This window comes from Moraxella canis, from assembly GCF_034424565.1.
Lineage (GTDB): Bacteria > Pseudomonadota > Gammaproteobacteria > Pseudomonadales > Moraxellaceae > Moraxella > Moraxella canis.
Window position 1 is genome coordinate 1,811,543 of the sequence record NZ_CP139961.1, and the last position, 18,099, is coordinate 1,829,641.

Sequence of the window (18,099 nt, forward strand, 5' to 3'; positions counted from 1 at the left end):
TGATGAATTGGGCGGATGGTATTGGCGGCTTTATTTGGTATTTATTCATAAAAAATGCTAAACTAGCATGATTTAACGTCTGGAACACCGCTTATGTTTCGTCCTTTAGCGTTATTTATTGGGCTTAGATATACAAAAGCCAAACGCAAAAACGGTTTTATCTCGTTTATCTCATTTATCTCAACCATTGGGCTTACGCTTGGTGTGGCGGTGCTGATTACCGTCTTATCGGTCATGAATGGATTTGATCGTGAGATCAAATCGCGCATTCTTGGTATGGTGCCTCAAGCGGCGGTCACCTCGACAGAGATTTTGTCGGATTGGCAGCCCGTCGCCGAACAAATCAAAGTTCAAAATCAGGAAGTGGACGCAGTCGCCCCTTATATTCAGTTACAAGGCATGCTCACCGCCGAAGGTCAGGTCTCTGGCATCATTGTCTCTGGCATCGAACCTGAATACGAAAAACAAGTTTCGATCATTGATGAGCACATGATCGCAGGCAGTCTCGATGACTTGCGTCCTGGCGAATTTGGCATCGTTTTGGGTGAGTCGATTGCGTTTAATATGGGTCTGCAGCTGGGTGATAAGGTCACTTTGGTGCTACCAGAAGCCTCACCATCTGCCGCAGGCGTGATTCCAAGATTTAAGCGGTTTACTTTGGTGGGTGTGTACCACATCAGCAGTGAAATTGACAGTACAATGGGCTATGTGCAGATGCGTGATGCAGGCGTCATGCTTCGGTTGCCCGAAGGTGCACAAGGTCTGCGCATGAAGCTTCATGATATCTTTAAAGCGCCGCAAGTGGCAAATCAAGCTGCCAGTCTCGACCCACGCCTATATCCTAGCGATTGGACAACGACGCATGGTAATTTATTTAGCGCCATCCAAATGGAAAAAGCTATGATTGGACTTTTGCTGTTTTTGATTGTGGTAGTGGCGGCGTTTAATATCGTTTCAAGCTTGGTCATGTTAGTGACGGATAAAAAATCAGACATCGCCATTTTAAAGACCTTTGGGGCATCGCCAAAGCTTGTCATGCAAGTATTTATGGTGCAAGGCATGATCATCGGGGTGATTGGCACAGTGGTTGGAACGGTGCTTGGTGTGGTACTTGCTTTATCGGTCAATGATATTTTACTGTTTGTCAGCCGAGTATTTGGGGTCAGTTTATTTGATGGTAGTGTCTATCCGGTGGATTTTTTGCCCTCTGAAGTCAAAGCATCTGATGTGCTACTCATCACGACAGCCTCATTTTTACTGAGTTTTTTAATGACCATTTATCCTGCGCTCAGAGCCTCAAAAATCGAACCTGCGCAAACTTTGCGATACGAATAAGGATCAGTATGACGACCATTTTACATGCCAAAAATATCAGCAAAGTATATGACGAAGGCAAAATCAAAACCACTGTTTTGTCAGGGCTTGATTTGCAAATACAAGCAGGCGAGCGCGTCGCCATCGTGGGTAGTAGCGGTTCGGGCAAATCCACGCTATTGCATTTGCTTGGCGGACTAGATACGCCGACGACAGGCGAGGTTTGGCTAAAAGGGCAGTGCTTGACCAATCTGAATGAAACCAAGCGCGGCGAGCTGCGCAACCGCCATTTGGGATTTATTTATCAATTTCATCATCTGTTGGCAGAGTTTAGCGCCACCGAGAATGTCGCCATGCCACTGCTCATGCGCCGCGATGTGAGTATCAAAGAGGCGACAAAACGCGCTAATGATTTACTTGAGCGCGTCGGACTTGGGCATCGACTGCATCATCGTCCCAGTGAGCTGTCAGGCGGTGAGCGTCAGCGTGTCGCCATTGCGCGCGCCTTGGTGACAGAGCCTGCCTTGGTGATGGCAGATGAGCCGACGGGCAACTTGGACGACGAAAATGCACAAGCGATCTTTGGGCTGTTAAGTGAGCTTCAAGCGTCTATTGGCATGGCGCTTTTGATGGTGACCCATGATCGGCATTTGGCAGCCCAAGCTGACAAAATTCTTGAGATGAAAAGTGGTCAATGGGCGAGCTAAACTTAAAAAAGCAGGAAGATTTCCTGCTTTTTTTATGGAAGTTTTAAGCCTGTGTCCCTTTGGCAAGCTGAGTGTACTGGTCAAAGTTTTCGATATATTGTTCTAGATTTTCAGAGAGCATTTGCTGGTATTTTTCGGTGTAGAATTTGATGATGTCATCTTTTTCTTTGGCAAGATCGCTACCCTTAACAAAGCCAATGGTCGCCGCCGAGACAGCAAATCTTGCGGCAGCATAATTGAGGCTGGCCGCCACTTGACCAGCGTGTGATGATGGCGAAAGCTGGCTGTTAGCAAGCGTGATGACAGCATCGGCACGCTCAAAAAACGCATTCATTTGCGCTTGGAATTCTTCTTCATTAAATTCTTTAGTGTCACTCATGTGCTATCCTTTTGGGTGATTTGATGATTTTGGGCTATTTGGTGTGTGATAAGCCTTGAGATTGGCTTGCTCAAGGCTTATCTGAGTCATTTAGATCGCCGCGCGCAGCAAGTCGGCTTTGTCTGTTTTTTCCCAAGTAAAGGCAGTATCTGAGCCTTGGCGACCAAAATGACCATAGCTTGCCGTTACTTCATACATGGGCTGTAGTAAGTCAAGCATACGCGTAATACCATACGGACGCAGGTCAAAATGCGCTCGAATCAGCTTGACGATGTCGGTATCGCTGATTTTACCGGTATTAAAAGTATTCACCGAAATGGATGTCGGCTCAGCCACACCGATTGCATAGCTCACCTGTACTTCACAGCGCTCAGCCAAGCCTGAGGCGACGATGTTTTTGGCGACATAGCGTCCAGCATAAGCAGCGCTTCGATCGACTTTGGAAGGGTCTTTACCACTGAATGCACCGCCACCATGGCGCGCCATGCCGCCATAAGTATCCACGATGATTTTGCGACCTGTCAGACCTGCATCGCCCACAGGTCCACCGATGACGAACTTACCCGTTGGATTGATGTGGTAAAGCGTGTCTTTATGCAGTAGCTCAGATGGAATGACTTTTTTGATAATTTCTTCCATGACGGCTTCTTGCAGCTGCTTTTGGCTGATCTCAGGATCATGCTGCGTCGATAGCACCAGTGCATCAACAGCAAAAGGCTTGAACTGATCGTCATAATGCATAGTCACCTGTGCTTTGGCATCAGGACGCAGCCAAGGCAAAGTGCCATTTTTGCGCAGCTCAGCTTGACACTCCATCAGACGATGGCTCAGCTGAATCGGAGCAGGCATCAGCACATCGGTTTCGTTGGTAGCATAACCAAACATCAAACCTTGGTCACCTGCGCCTTGGTCTTCTGGGCGCTGTCTGTCAACGCCTTGGGCAATCTCAGGTGACTGCTTGCCAATCATATTAATCACCGCACAAGTCGAGCCATCAAAGCCCAAATCTGAGTGATTGTAGCCGATTTTGTTGACGGTATCGCGCACGATCGCTTCGACATCAATATTGGCATGAGTGCTGATCTCGCCTGCTAAGACGACAGCGCCTGTTTTGACTAAGGTCTCGCAGGCAACGCGCGCATCTTTATCTTGAGACAAGATGGCATCAAGCAAGGCATCAGAGATTTGGTCTGCCATCTTATCTGGATGACCTTCGCTCACTGATTCTGAAGTAAATACTGAGTAGTTCATAAGGTTTCACTTAATAAAAAATAAAATAAAAATTGTGTAAATTCTGGTGGCTTTTTTAGGCTTGACAGAATAAATACCGCTCACACAAGTAAAAATAAATCACGGTGCAGTCTGCGACTGTAGAGTGGGGCAATGATTGTAGAGTGATCATTAATAAAAGGTATTTGGTGGAAAATTATACGCCAAAATGCCCATAAATACCAATGAAAATTATTCATATTAAAATGAGTGGTGGAATATACTTCTTTAAAATGGGTAAAATCTGCTTAAGTGGAGTGATCTTTGAGAAGTTATGTTTTGGTTAAGTGACAATGCGTCAATATAATAAAGTATCTGTTTAGATGGAAAAATTATCGCCTTTATCGACTTTTGTGTGATCGTGCTCATTTTGCAGATTTTGTTTTTGCAGGTCTTGCTCGCGCTTTTTATGACCTTTTTGCTGTTTAAATTTAGGGGCTTTGGCGTTGTAACCGTGGCGCGCCTGCCAATCTCTGACAGTCCGATAATTCCAAAAAGCGCGAAATGCCAAGCCAAGCACGATACTGGTGATGATGGCGGATAAAAGTAGCCCAACCGCCATCGCTTGCCACGAAAAAATATGCCGATGCGCCTTAAGTGGATTGATGCCGTCGGCGGTCATCCAAAGGGTAAAATCGGTCAAAATCACACCAATCGCCCTAAGCCCAATGGTAGGCTCTCCAAGCAATATCGCTCCCAGTGAATACGCCAACCAAAAAACAGGAATGGCAGTCAAAGGATTGGTAATCCAAGTCAATGCAATCGCCATTGGAATATTGGCTCTGACCAATAATGCACCAATCAATGCAAGTGGCATCTGACCAGGCAAAGGAAAAAAAGCCGCCAGCACACCCACATAAACCGCTCGACCCAGCGAGCTGCGATTGATTTGCCACAGTCGAGGATCCGCCAAAAAAGGCGCAAATATCGCAATCAAACGATTTTGGCGCAATTTTTCGGGCGTGGGTAACCAGGCTTTAATCTTATTCTTGGGCATGGAGGTGGCTATCGTGTAGATAAAGCCTAAATTATAGCAAACTTTTATTGATAAAACGACGCAAACACCGTTATTTTTGTTGAATTTTTAAGAGCTTATAGCAGGCTTAGGCGTACTGTGATAGAATGCTTGAAATCACTTAGGATGTACTTATGACTGATAAAATTAAAATTCAACACCCAAAACCTTCTGCAAAAGCCAAAAAAGCACTCATTTGGATTGACCTAGAAATGACAGGTCTGGATACGCAGCACGATGAGATTATTGAGATTGCCACCATCGTGACCGATGATGATCTGAACATTCTTGCCGAAGGACCAGTATTTGCGATCAAAGTGGGTGATGTGATTTTAAATCGTATGGATGATTGGAATAAAAATCAGCATGGTCAGTCAGGCTTGATTGATCGGGTGCGCCGTAGCACGACGACGCTTGCCGAAGCCGAAGCGCAGACGATCGAGTTTTTATCAAAATGGGTGGATGCAGGTATCTCTCCGATGTGCGGTAATTCCATTTGCCAAGATCGCAGATTTTTGGCGCGTCAAATGCCAAAGCTTGAGCGATATTTTCACTATCGCAACTTGGATGTGTCAAGCGTCAAAGAACTTTGTTACCGCTGGCGTCCCGATGTCGCCTCTGGGTATCAAAAAACAGGCACACATTTGGCGCTTGATGATATCCGAGATTCGATTCGTGAATTGCGCCATTATCGCGAGCATTTTTTTAAATTGCTGGATTGATTTTAAAGCAGGATTTGACCTGCTTTTTTATTATAATTTGATTCAATGTGAAAGCTAGATGAAATTTGAATGTATCAATAAGTCAGATGCTCATTTTCAAAAATTTTAAAATGTTAAAACATTAACAACCGTTGCGTAAATATTTGCAGATTTGGCAACAATTTTTTCACCAAAGTGATACTTGTCATTTAATATGATTTTGGTTAAGATGAAATTGCAGGGTTTACCTTGATTGCACTAAATTAATGACTAGTCACATGGAGTATGTTATGAAAAAATTATCTTTAATCGCGTTATTGGCTGTGGCAGGTTTTGCCAATGCGGCTACTTATGAATTGGATCCATATCACACCAACGCACGTTTTAGCATTGACCATTTTGGCACCTCAACCAACATGGCAGGCTTTTATGAGCTATCAGGCGTGATGCAATTTGACCGTGCGGCAGGCACAGGCTCAATCGATATCAGTATTCCTGTTGGTAGCCTAAAAGCCCCTTCATCGCTATTTACACAGCACCTAAAAGCCGCTAATTTGTTCAATGTTGAACAACATCCAACCATGCGTTTTGTTTCAAATCAATTTTATTTCACAGGGACAGGCGCAAATCGTAAACTGCAGTCTGTGTCAGGTAACCTAACTTTACTTGGTCAAACCCATCCTGTGACTTTAACAGCGACTAAGTTTAATTGCTATAACAGCCCAATTTTGAATGCTGAAGTTTGTGGTGGCGATTTTACCGCGACAGTTGATCGCACCAAGTGGGGCATGAATTATTTGGTGGATGTGGGCATTCCTAAAGATGTTCGTATCGACATTCAGGTAGAAGCCAGCAAAAAAGGGAATTAATCCTTACCTGGCGAATAAAAAAGAGCGTGTAGTGCGCTCTTTTTTATTGAAACTTCAAAGATTAGCCATGCTTAAATTGCACAAGCTGTAGATCTTCACCGATCATCAAGCCAATTTCTGCGCAGACTTGAGTCCCTTCCATGCGCCAATCCCCAAGCACAATGCGCGCTTGATGACCATAATGATGCACATGTGGGCGGTGGGTATGCCCATGTAATAAAATATCATACTCTTTGAGTGCAGCGGATACTGCGTCTTCATTGACATCCATGATGGCAAAAGCTTTGGTGGTTTTCTGGTTTTTGGAAGTATCTTGAATATTGCCAGCGAGCTTTTTACGCATAGATAGCGGCAATCTATTTAAGATAAATCCCGTCACAGGATGGCGAATGACAGACCGATAACGCTGATAGCTCATATCGTCTGTACACAGTGCATCGCCATGCTCCAAGCGAATGCGATGGCGGGTGGTGCGAATGGGATAAGGCTCTTGGATCAGTGCGCCTTTGAACGTATTACAAAGCGCCTGACGAATCATAAAATCACGATTGCCCTGCATGACAAAAATTTGCACTTTATGATCTGCCAAAGCATTCAGCGCAATAATCACAGGATGAAGCCAATGTTTGGTTTTGTCAGCCTGTGATAGCGATACATAAGTATCATCACCCAGCCAAGCATCCAACCAATCTCCCAAAATAAAAAGCGAATCTAAATTTGGCAGCTGTTTTAGGTCACCAAGCAGTTGGATAAAAGCCGCACCAAGCTTAGGCGTCATTGGCGATAGATGCAAATCGCTAACAAAAACCGCCTGAATCTCAGACGGTCTTGTGGTAAAAAAATAATCAGCACTCAGCATATTATTTATTGATGACTTTGGCGCTGTTGATGACGACAGGCTCAGTTGGTACATCAGCGTGATAGCCAAAACGACCTGTTGGCACGCCTTTGATTTGATTGACCACATCCATGCCATCAATCACTTGACCAAAGACGGCATAGCCCCAGCCTTGCGGTGTTGGGCTTGAATAATTCAAAAAGTCATTGTCTTTGACATTAATAAAAAACTGTGCCGTGGCAGAATGTGGATCAGAAGTGCGCGCCATCGCGATGCTACCGACGGTGTTTTTTAGACCATTATCGGCTTCGTTTTTGATGGGGGTGCCAGTGCGTTTTTCGTTCATCTGTGCGTCCATACCGCCGCCTTGAATCATAAAGCCGTCGATCACACGATGAAAAATCAGTCCGTCATAATGACCTGACTCCACATAATCAAGGAAATTGGCAACGGTAACAGGGGCTTTTTCAGCGTTTAGCTCGATTTTGATTTGACCAAATGTGGTATCAAATTCTACAACTGGCATATCCATGAAGTATCCTTATAACTATTAATGAATGGAATGAAATTTTGCTTATTATAGCATAACATTCATGGGGTGTGCTTGTGCAAATTTAAAGGGCATGATGATTTGCCAAGCGTGTTAGATTTATAAAAATCATGCTTAAAGACCTAAAATTATGCTAAAATAATTCAATTATGACATTTAAAACTGATCACCATGGACAATAAGTTATGAGCACACAACCAACTGAAAAAAATGACTTTATTCGCGCAATTATCCGTGATGACTTGGCATCGGGTAAGCATGACAGCATTTTGACGCGCTTTCCGCCTGAACCCAACGGATATTTACACATTGGGCATGTCAAATCGATCTGCCTAAACTTTGGCGTGGCAAATGAATTCGGCGGTGCTTGTAATTTAAGATTTGATGACACTAACCCCACCGCTGAAAAACAAGATTTTGTTGATGGTATTAAACAAGATGTTCGATGGCTTGGATTTGAGTGGGCGGGCGATGTGCGCTATGCGTCAGGCTATTTTGATGAGCTGTATGGCTGGGCAGTTCAGCTGATCAAACAGGGCGATGCGTATGTGGATCTACAAAGCATTGATGAGATCCGTGCCAATCGTGGCTCATTCACCGAGGCAGGCGTGCCATCACCGCAGCGAGAGGCGAGCATTGAGGAGAATTTGGCTCGTTTTGAGGATATGAAGCAGGGCAAATATGCCGATGGCGAAGCGGTTTTGCGTGCTAAGATTGATATGGCACACCCAAACATGAACATGCGCGATCCTGTGATCTATCGTGTCATGCACGCACATCATCACCAAACGGGCGATACATGGTGCATCTATCCGATGTATGATTTTGCGCATCCTTTGTCAGATGCTTATGAAGGAATCACACACTCGCTGTGCACGCTTGAATTTGAAGATCATCGACCATTTTATGATTGGGTAGTCGAAAAAGTTGGGTTCGATGTTCCACCGCGTCAGTATGAATTTAGCCGTCTGAACATTGATCATACCTTAACTTCTAAGCGTAAGCTCAAGCGCTTGGTGGATATGGGTGTGGTGTCTGGCTGGGATGATCCACGTATGCCGACGGTCGCAGGTATGCGTCGCCGCGGCTATACGCCCGAAGGCTTGAGAGATTTTTGTGAACGCGTGGGCGTCACCAAATCCGATGGCTTGGTTGATCATCGTATGCTGGAATTTAGCGTGCGTAAGTCGCTTGAAGAGACCACCGCGCGCGGGATGGCAGTGCTACGCCCACTGAAAGTGACTATCACCAATTTTGATAGCGCTGTTGCCAAATTTAATGAGCTTAAAAATGAAAAAACAGTGGCAGAATTTGATGGTGACGTGCTTTGGCTGACCCAGCCTAAGCATCCGCATTTGGACATGGGCATGCGCCAAATTCCGTTCACCAAAACTATTTATATTGATGCCACAGATTATGAGATTGAGCCGCCGGCAGGTTATAAGCGTCTGTCGCCAAGTAATCCAGAAATCCGCTTGCGCAACAGCTATGTGCTCAAGGTAGAAGAGCATAAGATAGACGAAAGCGGCGCTGTGGTCGAACTGATCGCGACGATCGATGAAAATACACTGGGCAATAATCCAGAAGGTCGCAAAGTCAAAGGCGTGATCCATTGGGTATCGGCAAGCCACGGGGTGAATGCGGTGGTGCGCTTGTATGAGCATTTGCTACTAGAAGATGATGAAATAACAGACGCTGTGGATGTCGATGACTCTGGTGCTGATGCTGATGAGCTGTGGATTCGCAAGCACCTAAATCCCAATTCGCTGACGGTTTATGAAGCTGTGATTGAGCCTGATTTGGTAAAAGCCAATCCAGGTGATAGATTCCAATTTGAGCGCGAAAGTTATTTTGTGGCTGACAGCGCCGAGCATACCCAAGCGTTGCCAGTATTTAATCAAATCGTTGGGCTTAAAGACAGCTTTAAGCCTGAGTGATTGCACGCTCATCAGTCGCCCACAGTTTACCAAAGCGCCAGGATTTGACTGCGCTTTGGTAGAGAGGGTGAGACACGGATGCAGAAAACAAATCATCTCAAACTCAATCAAATTCAATCAATCAAGTTGATGCTATGAAACAAGAGACCGCCCTTGCGATTTTAAAGACAGGGCAAAATGTTTTTTTGACGGGTCAAGCAGGCGCAGGTAAAACCTATGTGCTCAACCAGTACATTGAGTATTTGCGAGTGCGCCAAATTCCTGTGGCGGTGACTGCCAGCACGGGCATCGCATCAACTCATATGAATGGCATGACAATTCATGCATGGTCGGGTATCGGTATCCAAAATGAGTTTGATAAAGTCAATGTCCAAAGGCTTGCCACGCGTGATGACTACCTTGAGCGCATCAAAAATACTAAGGTGCTTATCATTGATGAAATCTCCATGCTGCATGCCAAGCAAGTTGACACGATCAATCAAGTTTTAAAGCATTTTCGAAAAAACGAGATGCCTTTTGGGGGCGTTCAGGTGATTTTTTCGGGGGATTTTTTTCAGCTACCACCGATTGGCGATAAAGGCGAAACATCGAAAGAAAAATACGCTTTTATGTCGCAGGCCTGGCTTGAGTGTAAATTTCAAATTTGTTATCTCACCGAGCAGCATCGCCAAACGGGCGGCGATGAAAAGCAGCGCTTTGGTTTATCTTTGAATGAGATTTTAAACCAAATCCGCAGTCAAACAGTGACGCAGCAGGCGATCGATGTGCTGACATCAACCCAAGCTCATACCATTGATTTGAACCGCACAAGACTTTATACGCATAATGCCGATGTTGATAGTATCAATCAAAAGCAGCTCAATGAATTGACCGCCAAGACCATTACCTATAGCGCCGCCAAAATGGGCGAAAAACCCTTGCAAGACTCACTGTCAAAGAGTGTCCGCGCCCCTGATGAGCTGACGCTTGCGATCGGCGCTAAGGTGATGTTCGTCAAAAATCTGCCGCTTTTGGGCGTGTATAATGGTACGATGGGTGAAGTGATCGGCTTTATTGGCGTATCGGGCAAAGCCTATAAAAATGCAGATGATGAAATTACCGAAACGGCATATCCTTTGGTTCGGCTCAATACTGGCGGCGAAGTGGCTGCTGAGCCTGAAGAGTGGACAGTTGAGGATAAGGATGGCACTGTGCTTGCAAGCTATACCCAAGTGCCTTTATGCTTAGCTTGGGCGATCACGGTACACAAATCCCAAGGCATGACCTTGGATGCAGCTGAGATTGACTTGTCCAAGACCTTTGAGATGGGTCAGGGTTATGTGGCGCTGTCACGCCTGCGCTCGCTAGATGGACTAAAATTGCTTGGCTTTAATGTCAAAAGCTTGCTGCTAGATGAATGGGTGCAGCGCATTGATCAGCGATTCATTGAGCTGTCTTCTGAGCACGCCAAGGCTTTTGAAGTGTTTGATGAGTCGATGCTCGATGAGATTTATAAAGCCTTTATCCATGCTTGTGGCGGCACGACCAATCCTGAAGTTATCGCCAGCAACCAAAAATTTCGAGCGCTCAAAAAGCAAGGCGCGCTCAGCCAAAAAACCAAAGCCCAAAATCAAGCAAAAGCAGGACAAATCCAAGCCAATGGACTGACCAGCACCGTCAATGAAACTTATGAACTCGTTCAGCAAAAGCTGGATTTAGAAGAGATTGCCGCCAAACGCAGTTTGGCTGTCTCAACCATTATCGGTCATGTGGCGGATATTGGCAAAATCATGGGCGTTGATGCCATCCAAGACTATCGCCCAGATGATGAGACGATCACTAAGATCGAAGGTGCGATACGCGATTTGGATGCTCAAGGTGAATTTGCTGATGGCATCAAGATCAGACCGATCTTTGATGAACTGCGAGAAACTTATACTTATAATGAAATACGCTTGGCTTTGGCGTATATAGAGACTTCAAAGATGGACGCTGATCGTGATACCAAATAATTCACACCGCCAAGCCGATACGCCCAAATTACGCTTAGCCATCAATGGCTTTGGTCGTATTGGTAGAAATGTATTAAGAGCGTACATCAAAAAGTTGGGGGTCTTTGACAATATTGACATTGTCGCGATCAATGATATCGCCGACAACGAAGTATTGCTGCATTTATTAAAATTTGACAGTACGCATGGGCGATTCGATCAAGGGGATAATGCCGCGCAGGTTTCATTAACCACCGATCAAGATACCTCATATTTGACGATCACTAAAGGCGGGTCGTCACGCCGCATTCTTTTGCTAAGCTGTGATGAGCCAGAGAATTTGCCTTGGAAGGATCTGGATGTCGATGTCGTGCTTGAGTGTACGGGTCAATTTCGCTCCTATGCCGATGCCAATCGCCATCGTACAGCAGGCGCAAAGCAAGTGATCATTGGCGCAGCGCCGTTTGATAGCGTTGATGCCAGTATCGTCATCGGGGTAAATGACGATGAGCTAAACGCTAATTTGCCGATCATATCTGGGGTGTCTTGTACCACCCAAGCTTTGGTGCCGCTATTGTCGGTGCTTGATGATAAATTTGGTATCCAAAGCGCCATGATGACTGAGATCCACGCCGTAACAGCAGATCAAAGCGTGCTTGATCAAGCGCATCGCGACTTTCGCCGTGCCAGAGCCAGCGGTCATAATATCATTCCCACTACATCCAGTAGTATCAATGCCACCGAACGCGTCCTGCCACTGATGCGCGGTAAAATCAACGGACACTCCATCCGAGTTCCCACCATCAATGTCGCAGCGATTGATCTGACTGTCAAATTTGCGCAAGCGGTTCGGCTAGATGAGATCAAAGACGCGCTGATGACAGCAAGCCAAGGGTATCTTTTTGGCATCATGGATTATTGTGATGAGCCTTTGGTGTCTAGTGATTTTATCGGTGATAGCCACTCTTTGGTCATTGATGGTCAGCAGCTGATGATGGCAGGTGAGCTTGCCAAGATTTATGCTTGGTATGATAATGAGTGGGGCTACGCCAATCGGCTTTTGGATATGTGCCAAAAGCTGGCAGGTTTAAGATAAGCTTAGCTTGCATCATCTTTGATATTGAAATGGTAATAGGTTTTAGGGCATCATGGTATGTAATTTACTATAAACCTAATTTTATAGCTATTAGATAGTCCATTTTTTAAAATAAGTGGTTAAACAAAAAAATATAAATTTTTGTTATAACTATTTAGTAGATGTTAATTGAGTGCATTTTTATCGTCTCTTGCTACAATTCAAAACATTCTAACTATCAGAACAAGACTTTAAATTAATCTGTTCATTAAGCTCAATTTTTTGGTAAATGAACTCAATGGTTTTTAATAACAATTGAATAAACTCTCCATCATCACCACTTCTAAATGACAAAAATATAGGACTGGCCACTCCCGCATCTAGTATGGGTAAGTATTTTAAGTTAGTCATCAAAATAGCTCTGCTATTTTGTGGAACAATAGACATTCCCTCACCTGAGGCCACCATGCCAAGCGCAAGTTGAATGTTAGAGACATACTTAATGTTTTTTGGGTTAAGACCATGCTCGGCAAAGATATTTTTAATGTAATTGGCAAAAGTTTGCTGACCAGTATTTGGATAACACCAAAGTGCTTCATCAACAATATCACTTAAATACACCCCATCAAATCCCATAAAACGCGGATCATGTTCATGCACTGCCAGTACCAAAGGTTCATCTCTAAGCAATATACGTGTAATCGCAGGGTCGCTAAACTTTAACCGACCAAAACCAACATCGATCTTGCCTGATTTAAGAGCCTCTAGCTGTTCCAAAGTACCCATTTCAATGAGCTCAATATTGATGCCTGGAAGTAGTTTTCTAAATTCATAAATAATTTGTGGCAGCAATCCCAAAAGCAGTGAGCCTACAAACCCCACTTTTAATGTCTGAGCTGTTTGACCCACTCTCTTTGTCATCAAAACCATCTGTTCCATGCTGCTTAAAATCCGCTTGGCATATTGATAAAAAAACTGACCTGCTTCAGTGGTCTGGATGGGTCGGCTGCCACGCTCCAATAAAGGCAAGCCCAGTTCATCTTCCAAGCTTTGAATTTGCCGGCTGAGAGGCGGCTGAGCGATAAATAAGCGTTTGGATGCTTTGGTAAAACTTTGCTCTTCTACCACAGCGATGAAATATTTAAGATGACGAAGATCCATAGTTCCCCCACTCTTGATTTGAAATAATTATACCTTAAAAGTATAAAAAGATGCAAAAATAATATTTGTTTTTTTATTAACATTCTTTTAAAGTATAAATACACCGAATTATAAAACAGTACATTTATAAAGACATTTGGGAAATATTGTGTATAAATCGCTTGAAACCTTTATTTTGGATATACCAACCATTCGACCACATAAGATGTCGGTGGCTACCATGCAAAAACAAACCCTTGTTTTAGTTAAGATAACATCTGCAGAAGGGATTGTTGGTTGGGGTGAGGCAACTACTATTGGTGGACTATCTTATGGAGAGGAAAGTCCAGAGAGTATCAAGGCTAATTTAGATGCCTATTTCGCCCCCTTATTGACTAATATTAGAAGCGAGATGAATATTGCCCAAATCATGCAAATGCTGAACAAAAATATCGTTGGCAATCGTTTTGCTAAGTGTGCGGTGCAAACAGCATTGTTTGATATTTTGGGTAAAAAACTGGATTTGCCTATCAGTGAGTTAATAGGTGGTCGCTTACGTGATAGTTTGCCTGTACTTTGGGTATTGGCGTCGGGTGATACACAAAAAGATATCACTGAAGCGAAAAAAATGATTGAGTTGAAGCGTCACAATGCTTTTAAATTAAAAATCGGCTCTCGCTCTGTAGAGGAAGATGTAGAACATGTGATTGCGATCAAAAAAGCGTTAGGCAAAGATGCTAGTATCCGAGTGGATGTTAATCGTGCGTGGAGTAAGATGCAATGTATGAAAGGCATTAAGGCTCTGCAAGATGGTAATATTGATCTGATCGAACAACCTTGTGCTATTGATAATACTGAGTTGCTTGCCGAACTTACCAGTCGTTTTGATGTGGCAATCATGGCAGATGAAGCGGTCATGTATCCTAAAAATGCGTATCAACTTGCCAAAAAACATAGTGCTGATGTGTTTGCAGTGAAGATTGAACAAGCAGGTGGATTAATGGAAGCTTGTGACATTGGTAAAATCGCCAGCCTTGCAGGAATTGACTTGTATGGTGGTACCATGCTAGAGGGTGCAGTAGGGACGATTGCATCTGCCCATGTCTTTAGTACTTTTGAGAGTTTGGCTTATGGAACAGAGCTTTTTGCGCCGCTACTTTTGACAGAGGAGATTTTAAAAGAGCCTTTGGTTTATGAGAGCTTTGAATTAAAGGTTCCGAAAAGCGCAGGGCTTGGTATCGCACTGGACGAAGAAAAGGTTTTAGCGCTCACTCGATGATCATTAGATTTTGTGCAACCAAAAAATAAGGAGATATTATGCTTTACCATGTCAGAATGGATGTAAATATACCTCTTGATATTGACAAGCAAAAAGCAGAGGAAATCAAGGCGACCGAGAAAGCCTATTCTCAGGAACTGCAAAAACAGGGTAAATGGAGACATTTGTGGAGAATCTCCGGTCAATACTCCAACATTAGCATTTTTGATGTAGAGAATAATGAGGAGTTACACTCCATTTTGCAGGGACTGCCACTTTACCCTTTTATGAATATTGAGGTGATGCCTCTTAATCGCCATCCATCATCCATTCGTGATGATGATAGCTAGGAATAGAAAAATTGTTGTAAAAACAATGTGGCTATGCACTTACATAGCAAACGACAAGATTGTCGTTCTATCAATCATAGCTAGCTAAAAGCTAGCTATAAGTCCCCGTCGGTATAAAAGGAGTTATGTATGAATCGTCAAGAAATTGATGCCCTAGTTAAGAAAATGAATGTGGACAATGCCACAGGCGAGGTAAATACCCGTGTGCAAGAGATTGTTGTGCGGCTGTTGGGTGATTTATTTGAAGCAATTGTCGATTTGAATATCACCCAAAACGAGCTTTGGAAGGGTCTAGAGTATATCGCTGATTTAGGACAAGCAAATGAAGTAGGGTTGCTTGTGCCAGGCCTTGGCTTGGAGCACTTTATGGACCTGCTAGAGGATGCTAAAGATGCGCAAGCGGGTGTGGAGCAAGGTGGTACGCCACGTACCATTGAAGGTCCATTGTATGTAGCAGGAGCACCAGAATCTGTTGGTTTTGCCCGTATGGATGACGGTGCAGAAGAGGGTATTATGGATACGCTGATCATTGAAGGCGTGGTAAGTGATGTTGATGGTAATGTTCTGCCCAACGCTAAGGTAGAAATATGGCATGCTAATGGTCAGGGCAACTATTCATTCTTTGACAAAACACAATCAGAGTTTAATTTGCGTCGTACCATCTATACGGATGAAAATGGTCGTTATAGAGCCTTAACCACTATGCCAGTAGGTTATGGCTGCCCTCCAGATGGACCAACTCAAAAATTGTTAACCTTGTTAGGTCGTCATGGTCAACGTCCGTCACATGTTCATTACTTTATTACTGCAGACGGTTTTCGCAAACTGACAACTCAGTTTAATATCGAAGGCGATGAATATTTATGGGATGATTTTGCATTTGCGACACGAGAAGGTTTGATTGCGACTGTTGCTGATAAGTCTAGCCCTGAAGATTTAGCAGAGTATAATTTAGATAAGCCATTTAAATATATCAATTTTGATTTTAAACTCACTAAAGATACCTCAACTTCACCTGATACGCAAGTTGAGAGAAGACGAGCTCAGGGCTGAGTTTAAAACATAAAATATTTAGTGTTTTTACAAAATATTTCCTTATCCTATGTAAGAACACTAAATATTGATATTTCATATCGCATTCAGTTTGATTAAATCATTGCAGGGATGAACAATGCAATTAAACAAATATATCCGAGTCACGGGTGGGATTGATGATAGATTTGTGGAGTTTGATTTTGCTATCGGCGATCCTACGTTGTTCGTTGAGCTAGTTTTGCCTAAGGAGGCCTTTGAAGCATTCTGTAAGAATAATCAGGTCATTCATATGACCAAAGAGCAAGAACAAATCAATGATGCCTTAGAAGATAAATGGCGTTATGGTATAGAGCCCACAATTGTTCGTCAAGCTCTCAAGGAATAATAATTTTGCTATAAGGGAATTGTCATGTCTTTAGAAATTAAAACCGCCACATTAGAACCTGTTCGTCACACTTATGCTTATATAGAAAGACGTTTTGGTCCAAAGCCAGCAACGCGTTATCAAGAGGCTAGCTTTGATATACAAGGAACCACGAATTTTCATTACCGTCCATTATGGAAGCCAGAAAAAACCTTAAATGACCCCACGCATAGCCAGATTGGTATGCAAGACTGGTATGCGCTAAAGGATCCGCGTCAGTTTTATTATGGCGCGTATGTACAAAATCGTGCCAAAATGCAGGACTTGGCAGAAAATAGTTATGCTTTTTTCGAAAAACGTCATTTGGTAGATAATATTAATGAAGATGTCAAACAGACTATCATTAAAGCTTTAGTGCCGTTTCGCTATGTGGAGCAGACCGCAAATCTACATATGATGTCTGGCAGTGCTTATGGCTATGGTACAACATTGACTCAAGCCTGCATTTTTGGAGCGATGGATAGATTAGGTATGGCGCAGTATCTGTCCAGAATAGGCTTATTGCTAGATGCCAATACCGCCAAATCACTCAATACCGCCAAAGAAGTTTGGTTAAATGATGAAGCCTGGCAGCCTCTTCGTCGTTTGTGTGAATTTAGTTTGACTGAAGATGATTGGTTTAAGTTGTTCTTGTATCAAAATTTGTTGATAGATAGCATGATGATTGCTTTGGTTTATCAGTGTTTTGATAGCCATTTGGGGGATAGAGGGGTTCGAGATATTGCTATGCTTACAGAATTTATGAGTGAATGTCTCTCTGATTTGCGCAAATGGTCTGATAGCGTCTTAAAATCAATTGTTGCTGATAATGAGAAAAATAAAGTTTTTGCACAATCTTGCTTGGATGAATATCTACCACAAGTTAAAGAAGCTTTTGGTGCTTGGTCTACTATGGCAATGGGAGTAGATAATAGTGATATTGGTGTAGCGCTTATTGAAGAAAGAGCCAAACGTATTGGATTAACAGTTTAAAAAAGGAGTTGGTATGTCAAACGTATATTTAGCTTTGCAGGATAATGATACTTCTCGTTATATTGTTGAAGCTATTGAGGAAGATAATCCAGAAGTAACTATTATTTATCAACCAGCGATGATCCGTATAGAAAGCCAGAGCAGGCTTGTAGTGCGAGCCGAAACCGTCTCAGAGAAAATGGGACAAGATTGGGATATTCAGGAGCTGCAGCTCAATCTGATTACTTTAGGTGGTAATGTAGATGAAGATGACGACACCTTTACATTATGTTGGAACTAAATAAAACAAGGAGTAA

Annotated in this window: 19 protein-coding genes; 13 read left to right on the top strand and 6 right to left on the bottom strand. The window is 43.4% G+C overall.

Features of this window, described 5'->3' with window-relative positions:
• The first annotated feature begins 93 nt into the window (after positions 1–93).
• Together U0021_RS08270 and lolD are read left to right on the top strand one after the other, a co-directional pair.
• Positions 94–1,335 (top strand): lipoprotein-releasing ABC transporter permease subunit, encoded by a 1,242-nt coding sequence (locus tag U0021_RS08270; RefSeq protein ID WP_114800158.1) that lies wholly within the window; start codon positions 94–96, stop codon positions 1,333–1,335.
• A gap of 8 nt (positions 1,336–1,343) precedes the next feature.
• Positions 1,344–2,021: a lipoprotein-releasing ABC transporter ATP-binding protein LolD gene (lolD, locus tag U0021_RS08275; RefSeq protein WP_114800159.1), complete on the top strand. Its 678-nt coding sequence runs from the start codon at positions 1,344–1,346 to the stop codon at positions 2,019–2,021.
• Positions 2,022–2,064: 43 nt separating this feature from the next.
• On the opposite strand, the gene U0021_RS08280 is transcribed toward lolD, so the two are convergent.
• The 3 genes from U0021_RS08280 to U0021_RS08290 form a co-directional block, all read right to left on the bottom strand.
• Positions 2,065–2,400 (bottom strand): DUF3144 domain-containing protein, encoded by a 336-nt coding sequence (locus U0021_RS08280; protein ID WP_078255130.1) that lies wholly within the window; start codon positions 2,398–2,400, stop codon positions 2,065–2,067.
• A 90-nt stretch (positions 2,401–2,490) separates the two neighbouring features.
• On the bottom strand, positions 2,491–3,651 hold the full coding sequence (metK, locus tag U0021_RS08285) for a methionine adenosyltransferase (protein WP_114800160.1): 1,161 nt from the start codon (positions 3,649–3,651) through the stop codon (positions 2,491–2,493).
• Positions 3,652–3,988: 337 nt separating this feature from the next.
• Positions 3,989–4,666 (bottom strand): DUF2062 domain-containing protein, encoded by a 678-nt coding sequence (locus U0021_RS08290; RefSeq protein ID WP_114800161.1) that lies wholly within the window; start codon positions 4,664–4,666, stop codon positions 3,989–3,991.
• A 152-nt stretch (positions 4,667–4,818) separates the two neighbouring features.
• Here U0021_RS08290 and orn point away from each other — a divergent pair, with 152 nt between their 5' ends.
• Both orn and U0021_RS08300 read left to right on the top strand, forming a co-directional pair.
• Positions 4,819–5,406, top strand: coding sequence for an oligoribonuclease (gene orn, locus U0021_RS08295; RefSeq protein ID WP_078255127.1), 588 nt, complete (start codon positions 4,819–4,821; stop codon positions 5,404–5,406).
• Between the two features lie 269 nt (positions 5,407–5,675).
• On the top strand, positions 5,676–6,254 hold the full coding sequence (locus U0021_RS08300) for a YceI family protein (protein ID WP_049236190.1): 579 nt from the start codon (positions 5,676–5,678) through the stop codon (positions 6,252–6,254).
• A 61-nt stretch (positions 6,255–6,315) separates the two neighbouring features.
• On the opposite strand, the gene U0021_RS08305 is transcribed toward U0021_RS08300, so the two are convergent.
• The gene (locus U0021_RS08305; RefSeq protein ID WP_227538680.1) at positions 6,316–7,167 is read right to left on the bottom strand and encodes a UDP-2,3-diacylglucosamine diphosphatase; all 852 of its coding nucleotides are present in this window, start codon (positions 7,165–7,167) and stop codon (positions 6,316–6,318) included.
• Entirely contained in the window at positions 7,115–7,624 is a 510-nt protein-coding gene (locus tag U0021_RS08310) for a peptidylprolyl isomerase (RefSeq protein WP_078255124.1), read from the bottom strand. Before U0021_RS08310 ends, U0021_RS08305 begins: the two co-directional genes overlap by 53 nt.
• 203 nt (positions 7,625–7,827) lie before the next feature.
• On the opposite strand from U0021_RS08310, the gene U0021_RS08315 reads away from it, so the two are divergent.
• The 3 genes from U0021_RS08315 (at position 7,828) to U0021_RS08325 (ending at position 12,645) form a co-directional block, all read left to right on the top strand.
• Positions 7,828–9,579 (top strand): glutamine--tRNA ligase/YqeY domain fusion protein, encoded by a 1,752-nt coding sequence (locus tag U0021_RS08315; protein ID WP_114800163.1) that lies wholly within the window; start codon positions 7,828–7,830, stop codon positions 9,577–9,579.
• Between the two features lie 116 nt (positions 9,580–9,695).
• On the top strand, positions 9,696–11,570 hold the full coding sequence (locus U0021_RS08320; protein ID WP_264756295.1) for a helix-turn-helix domain-containing protein: 1,875 nt from the start codon (positions 9,696–9,698) through the stop codon (positions 11,568–11,570).
• A complete protein-coding gene (locus U0021_RS08325; protein WP_114800165.1) occupies positions 11,557–12,645 on the top strand; it encodes a type I glyceraldehyde-3-phosphate dehydrogenase in 1,089 nt (362 codons plus the stop codon). The genes U0021_RS08320 and U0021_RS08325 overlap by 14 nt, the downstream gene beginning before the upstream one ends.
• 210 nt (positions 12,646–12,855) lie before the next feature.
• Here the strand turns inward: U0021_RS08325 and U0021_RS08330 are convergent, their stop codons facing one another.
• Positions 12,856–13,785 carry a LysR substrate-binding domain-containing protein gene (locus U0021_RS08330; protein WP_114800166.1) on the bottom strand — a complete coding sequence of 310 codons (930 nt, stop codon included), beginning with the start codon at positions 13,783–13,785 and terminating at the stop codon, positions 12,856–12,858.
• Positions 13,786–13,933: 148 nt separating this feature from the next.
• On the opposite strand from U0021_RS08330, the gene U0021_RS08340 reads away from it, so the two are divergent.
• The 6 genes from U0021_RS08340 (at position 13,934) to U0021_RS08365 (ending at position 18,083) form a co-directional block, all read left to right on the top strand.
• Positions 13,934–15,043 (top strand): muconate/chloromuconate family cycloisomerase, encoded by a 1,110-nt coding sequence (locus U0021_RS08340; RefSeq protein ID WP_114800167.1) that lies wholly within the window; start codon positions 13,934–13,936, stop codon positions 15,041–15,043.
• A gap of 38 nt (positions 15,044–15,081) precedes the next feature.
• Complete coding sequence (gene catC, locus U0021_RS08345) at positions 15,082–15,372, top strand: muconolactone Delta-isomerase (protein ID WP_114800168.1); 291 nt, start codon at positions 15,082–15,084, stop codon at positions 15,370–15,372.
• A 129-nt stretch (positions 15,373–15,501) separates the two neighbouring features.
• Positions 15,502–16,425 (top strand): catechol 1,2-dioxygenase, encoded by a 924-nt coding sequence (gene catA / locus U0021_RS08350; protein WP_114800169.1) that lies wholly within the window; start codon positions 15,502–15,504, stop codon positions 16,423–16,425.
• Positions 16,426–16,543: 118 nt separating this feature from the next.
• The gene (locus U0021_RS08355; protein ID WP_114800170.1) at positions 16,544–16,792 is read left to right on the top strand and encodes a phenol hydroxylase subunit; all 249 of its coding nucleotides are present in this window, start codon (positions 16,544–16,546) and stop codon (positions 16,790–16,792) included.
• Positions 16,793–16,816: 24 nt separating this feature from the next.
• A complete protein-coding gene (locus U0021_RS08360) occupies positions 16,817–17,803 on the top strand; it encodes an aromatic/alkene monooxygenase hydroxylase subunit beta (RefSeq protein ID WP_114800171.1) in 987 nt (328 codons plus the stop codon).
• A 13-nt stretch (positions 17,804–17,816) separates the two neighbouring features.
• A complete protein-coding gene (locus U0021_RS08365; protein WP_114800172.1) occupies positions 17,817–18,083 on the top strand; it encodes an MmoB/DmpM family protein in 267 nt (88 codons plus the stop codon).
• The last annotated feature ends 16 nt before the right edge of the window (positions 18,084–18,099 follow it).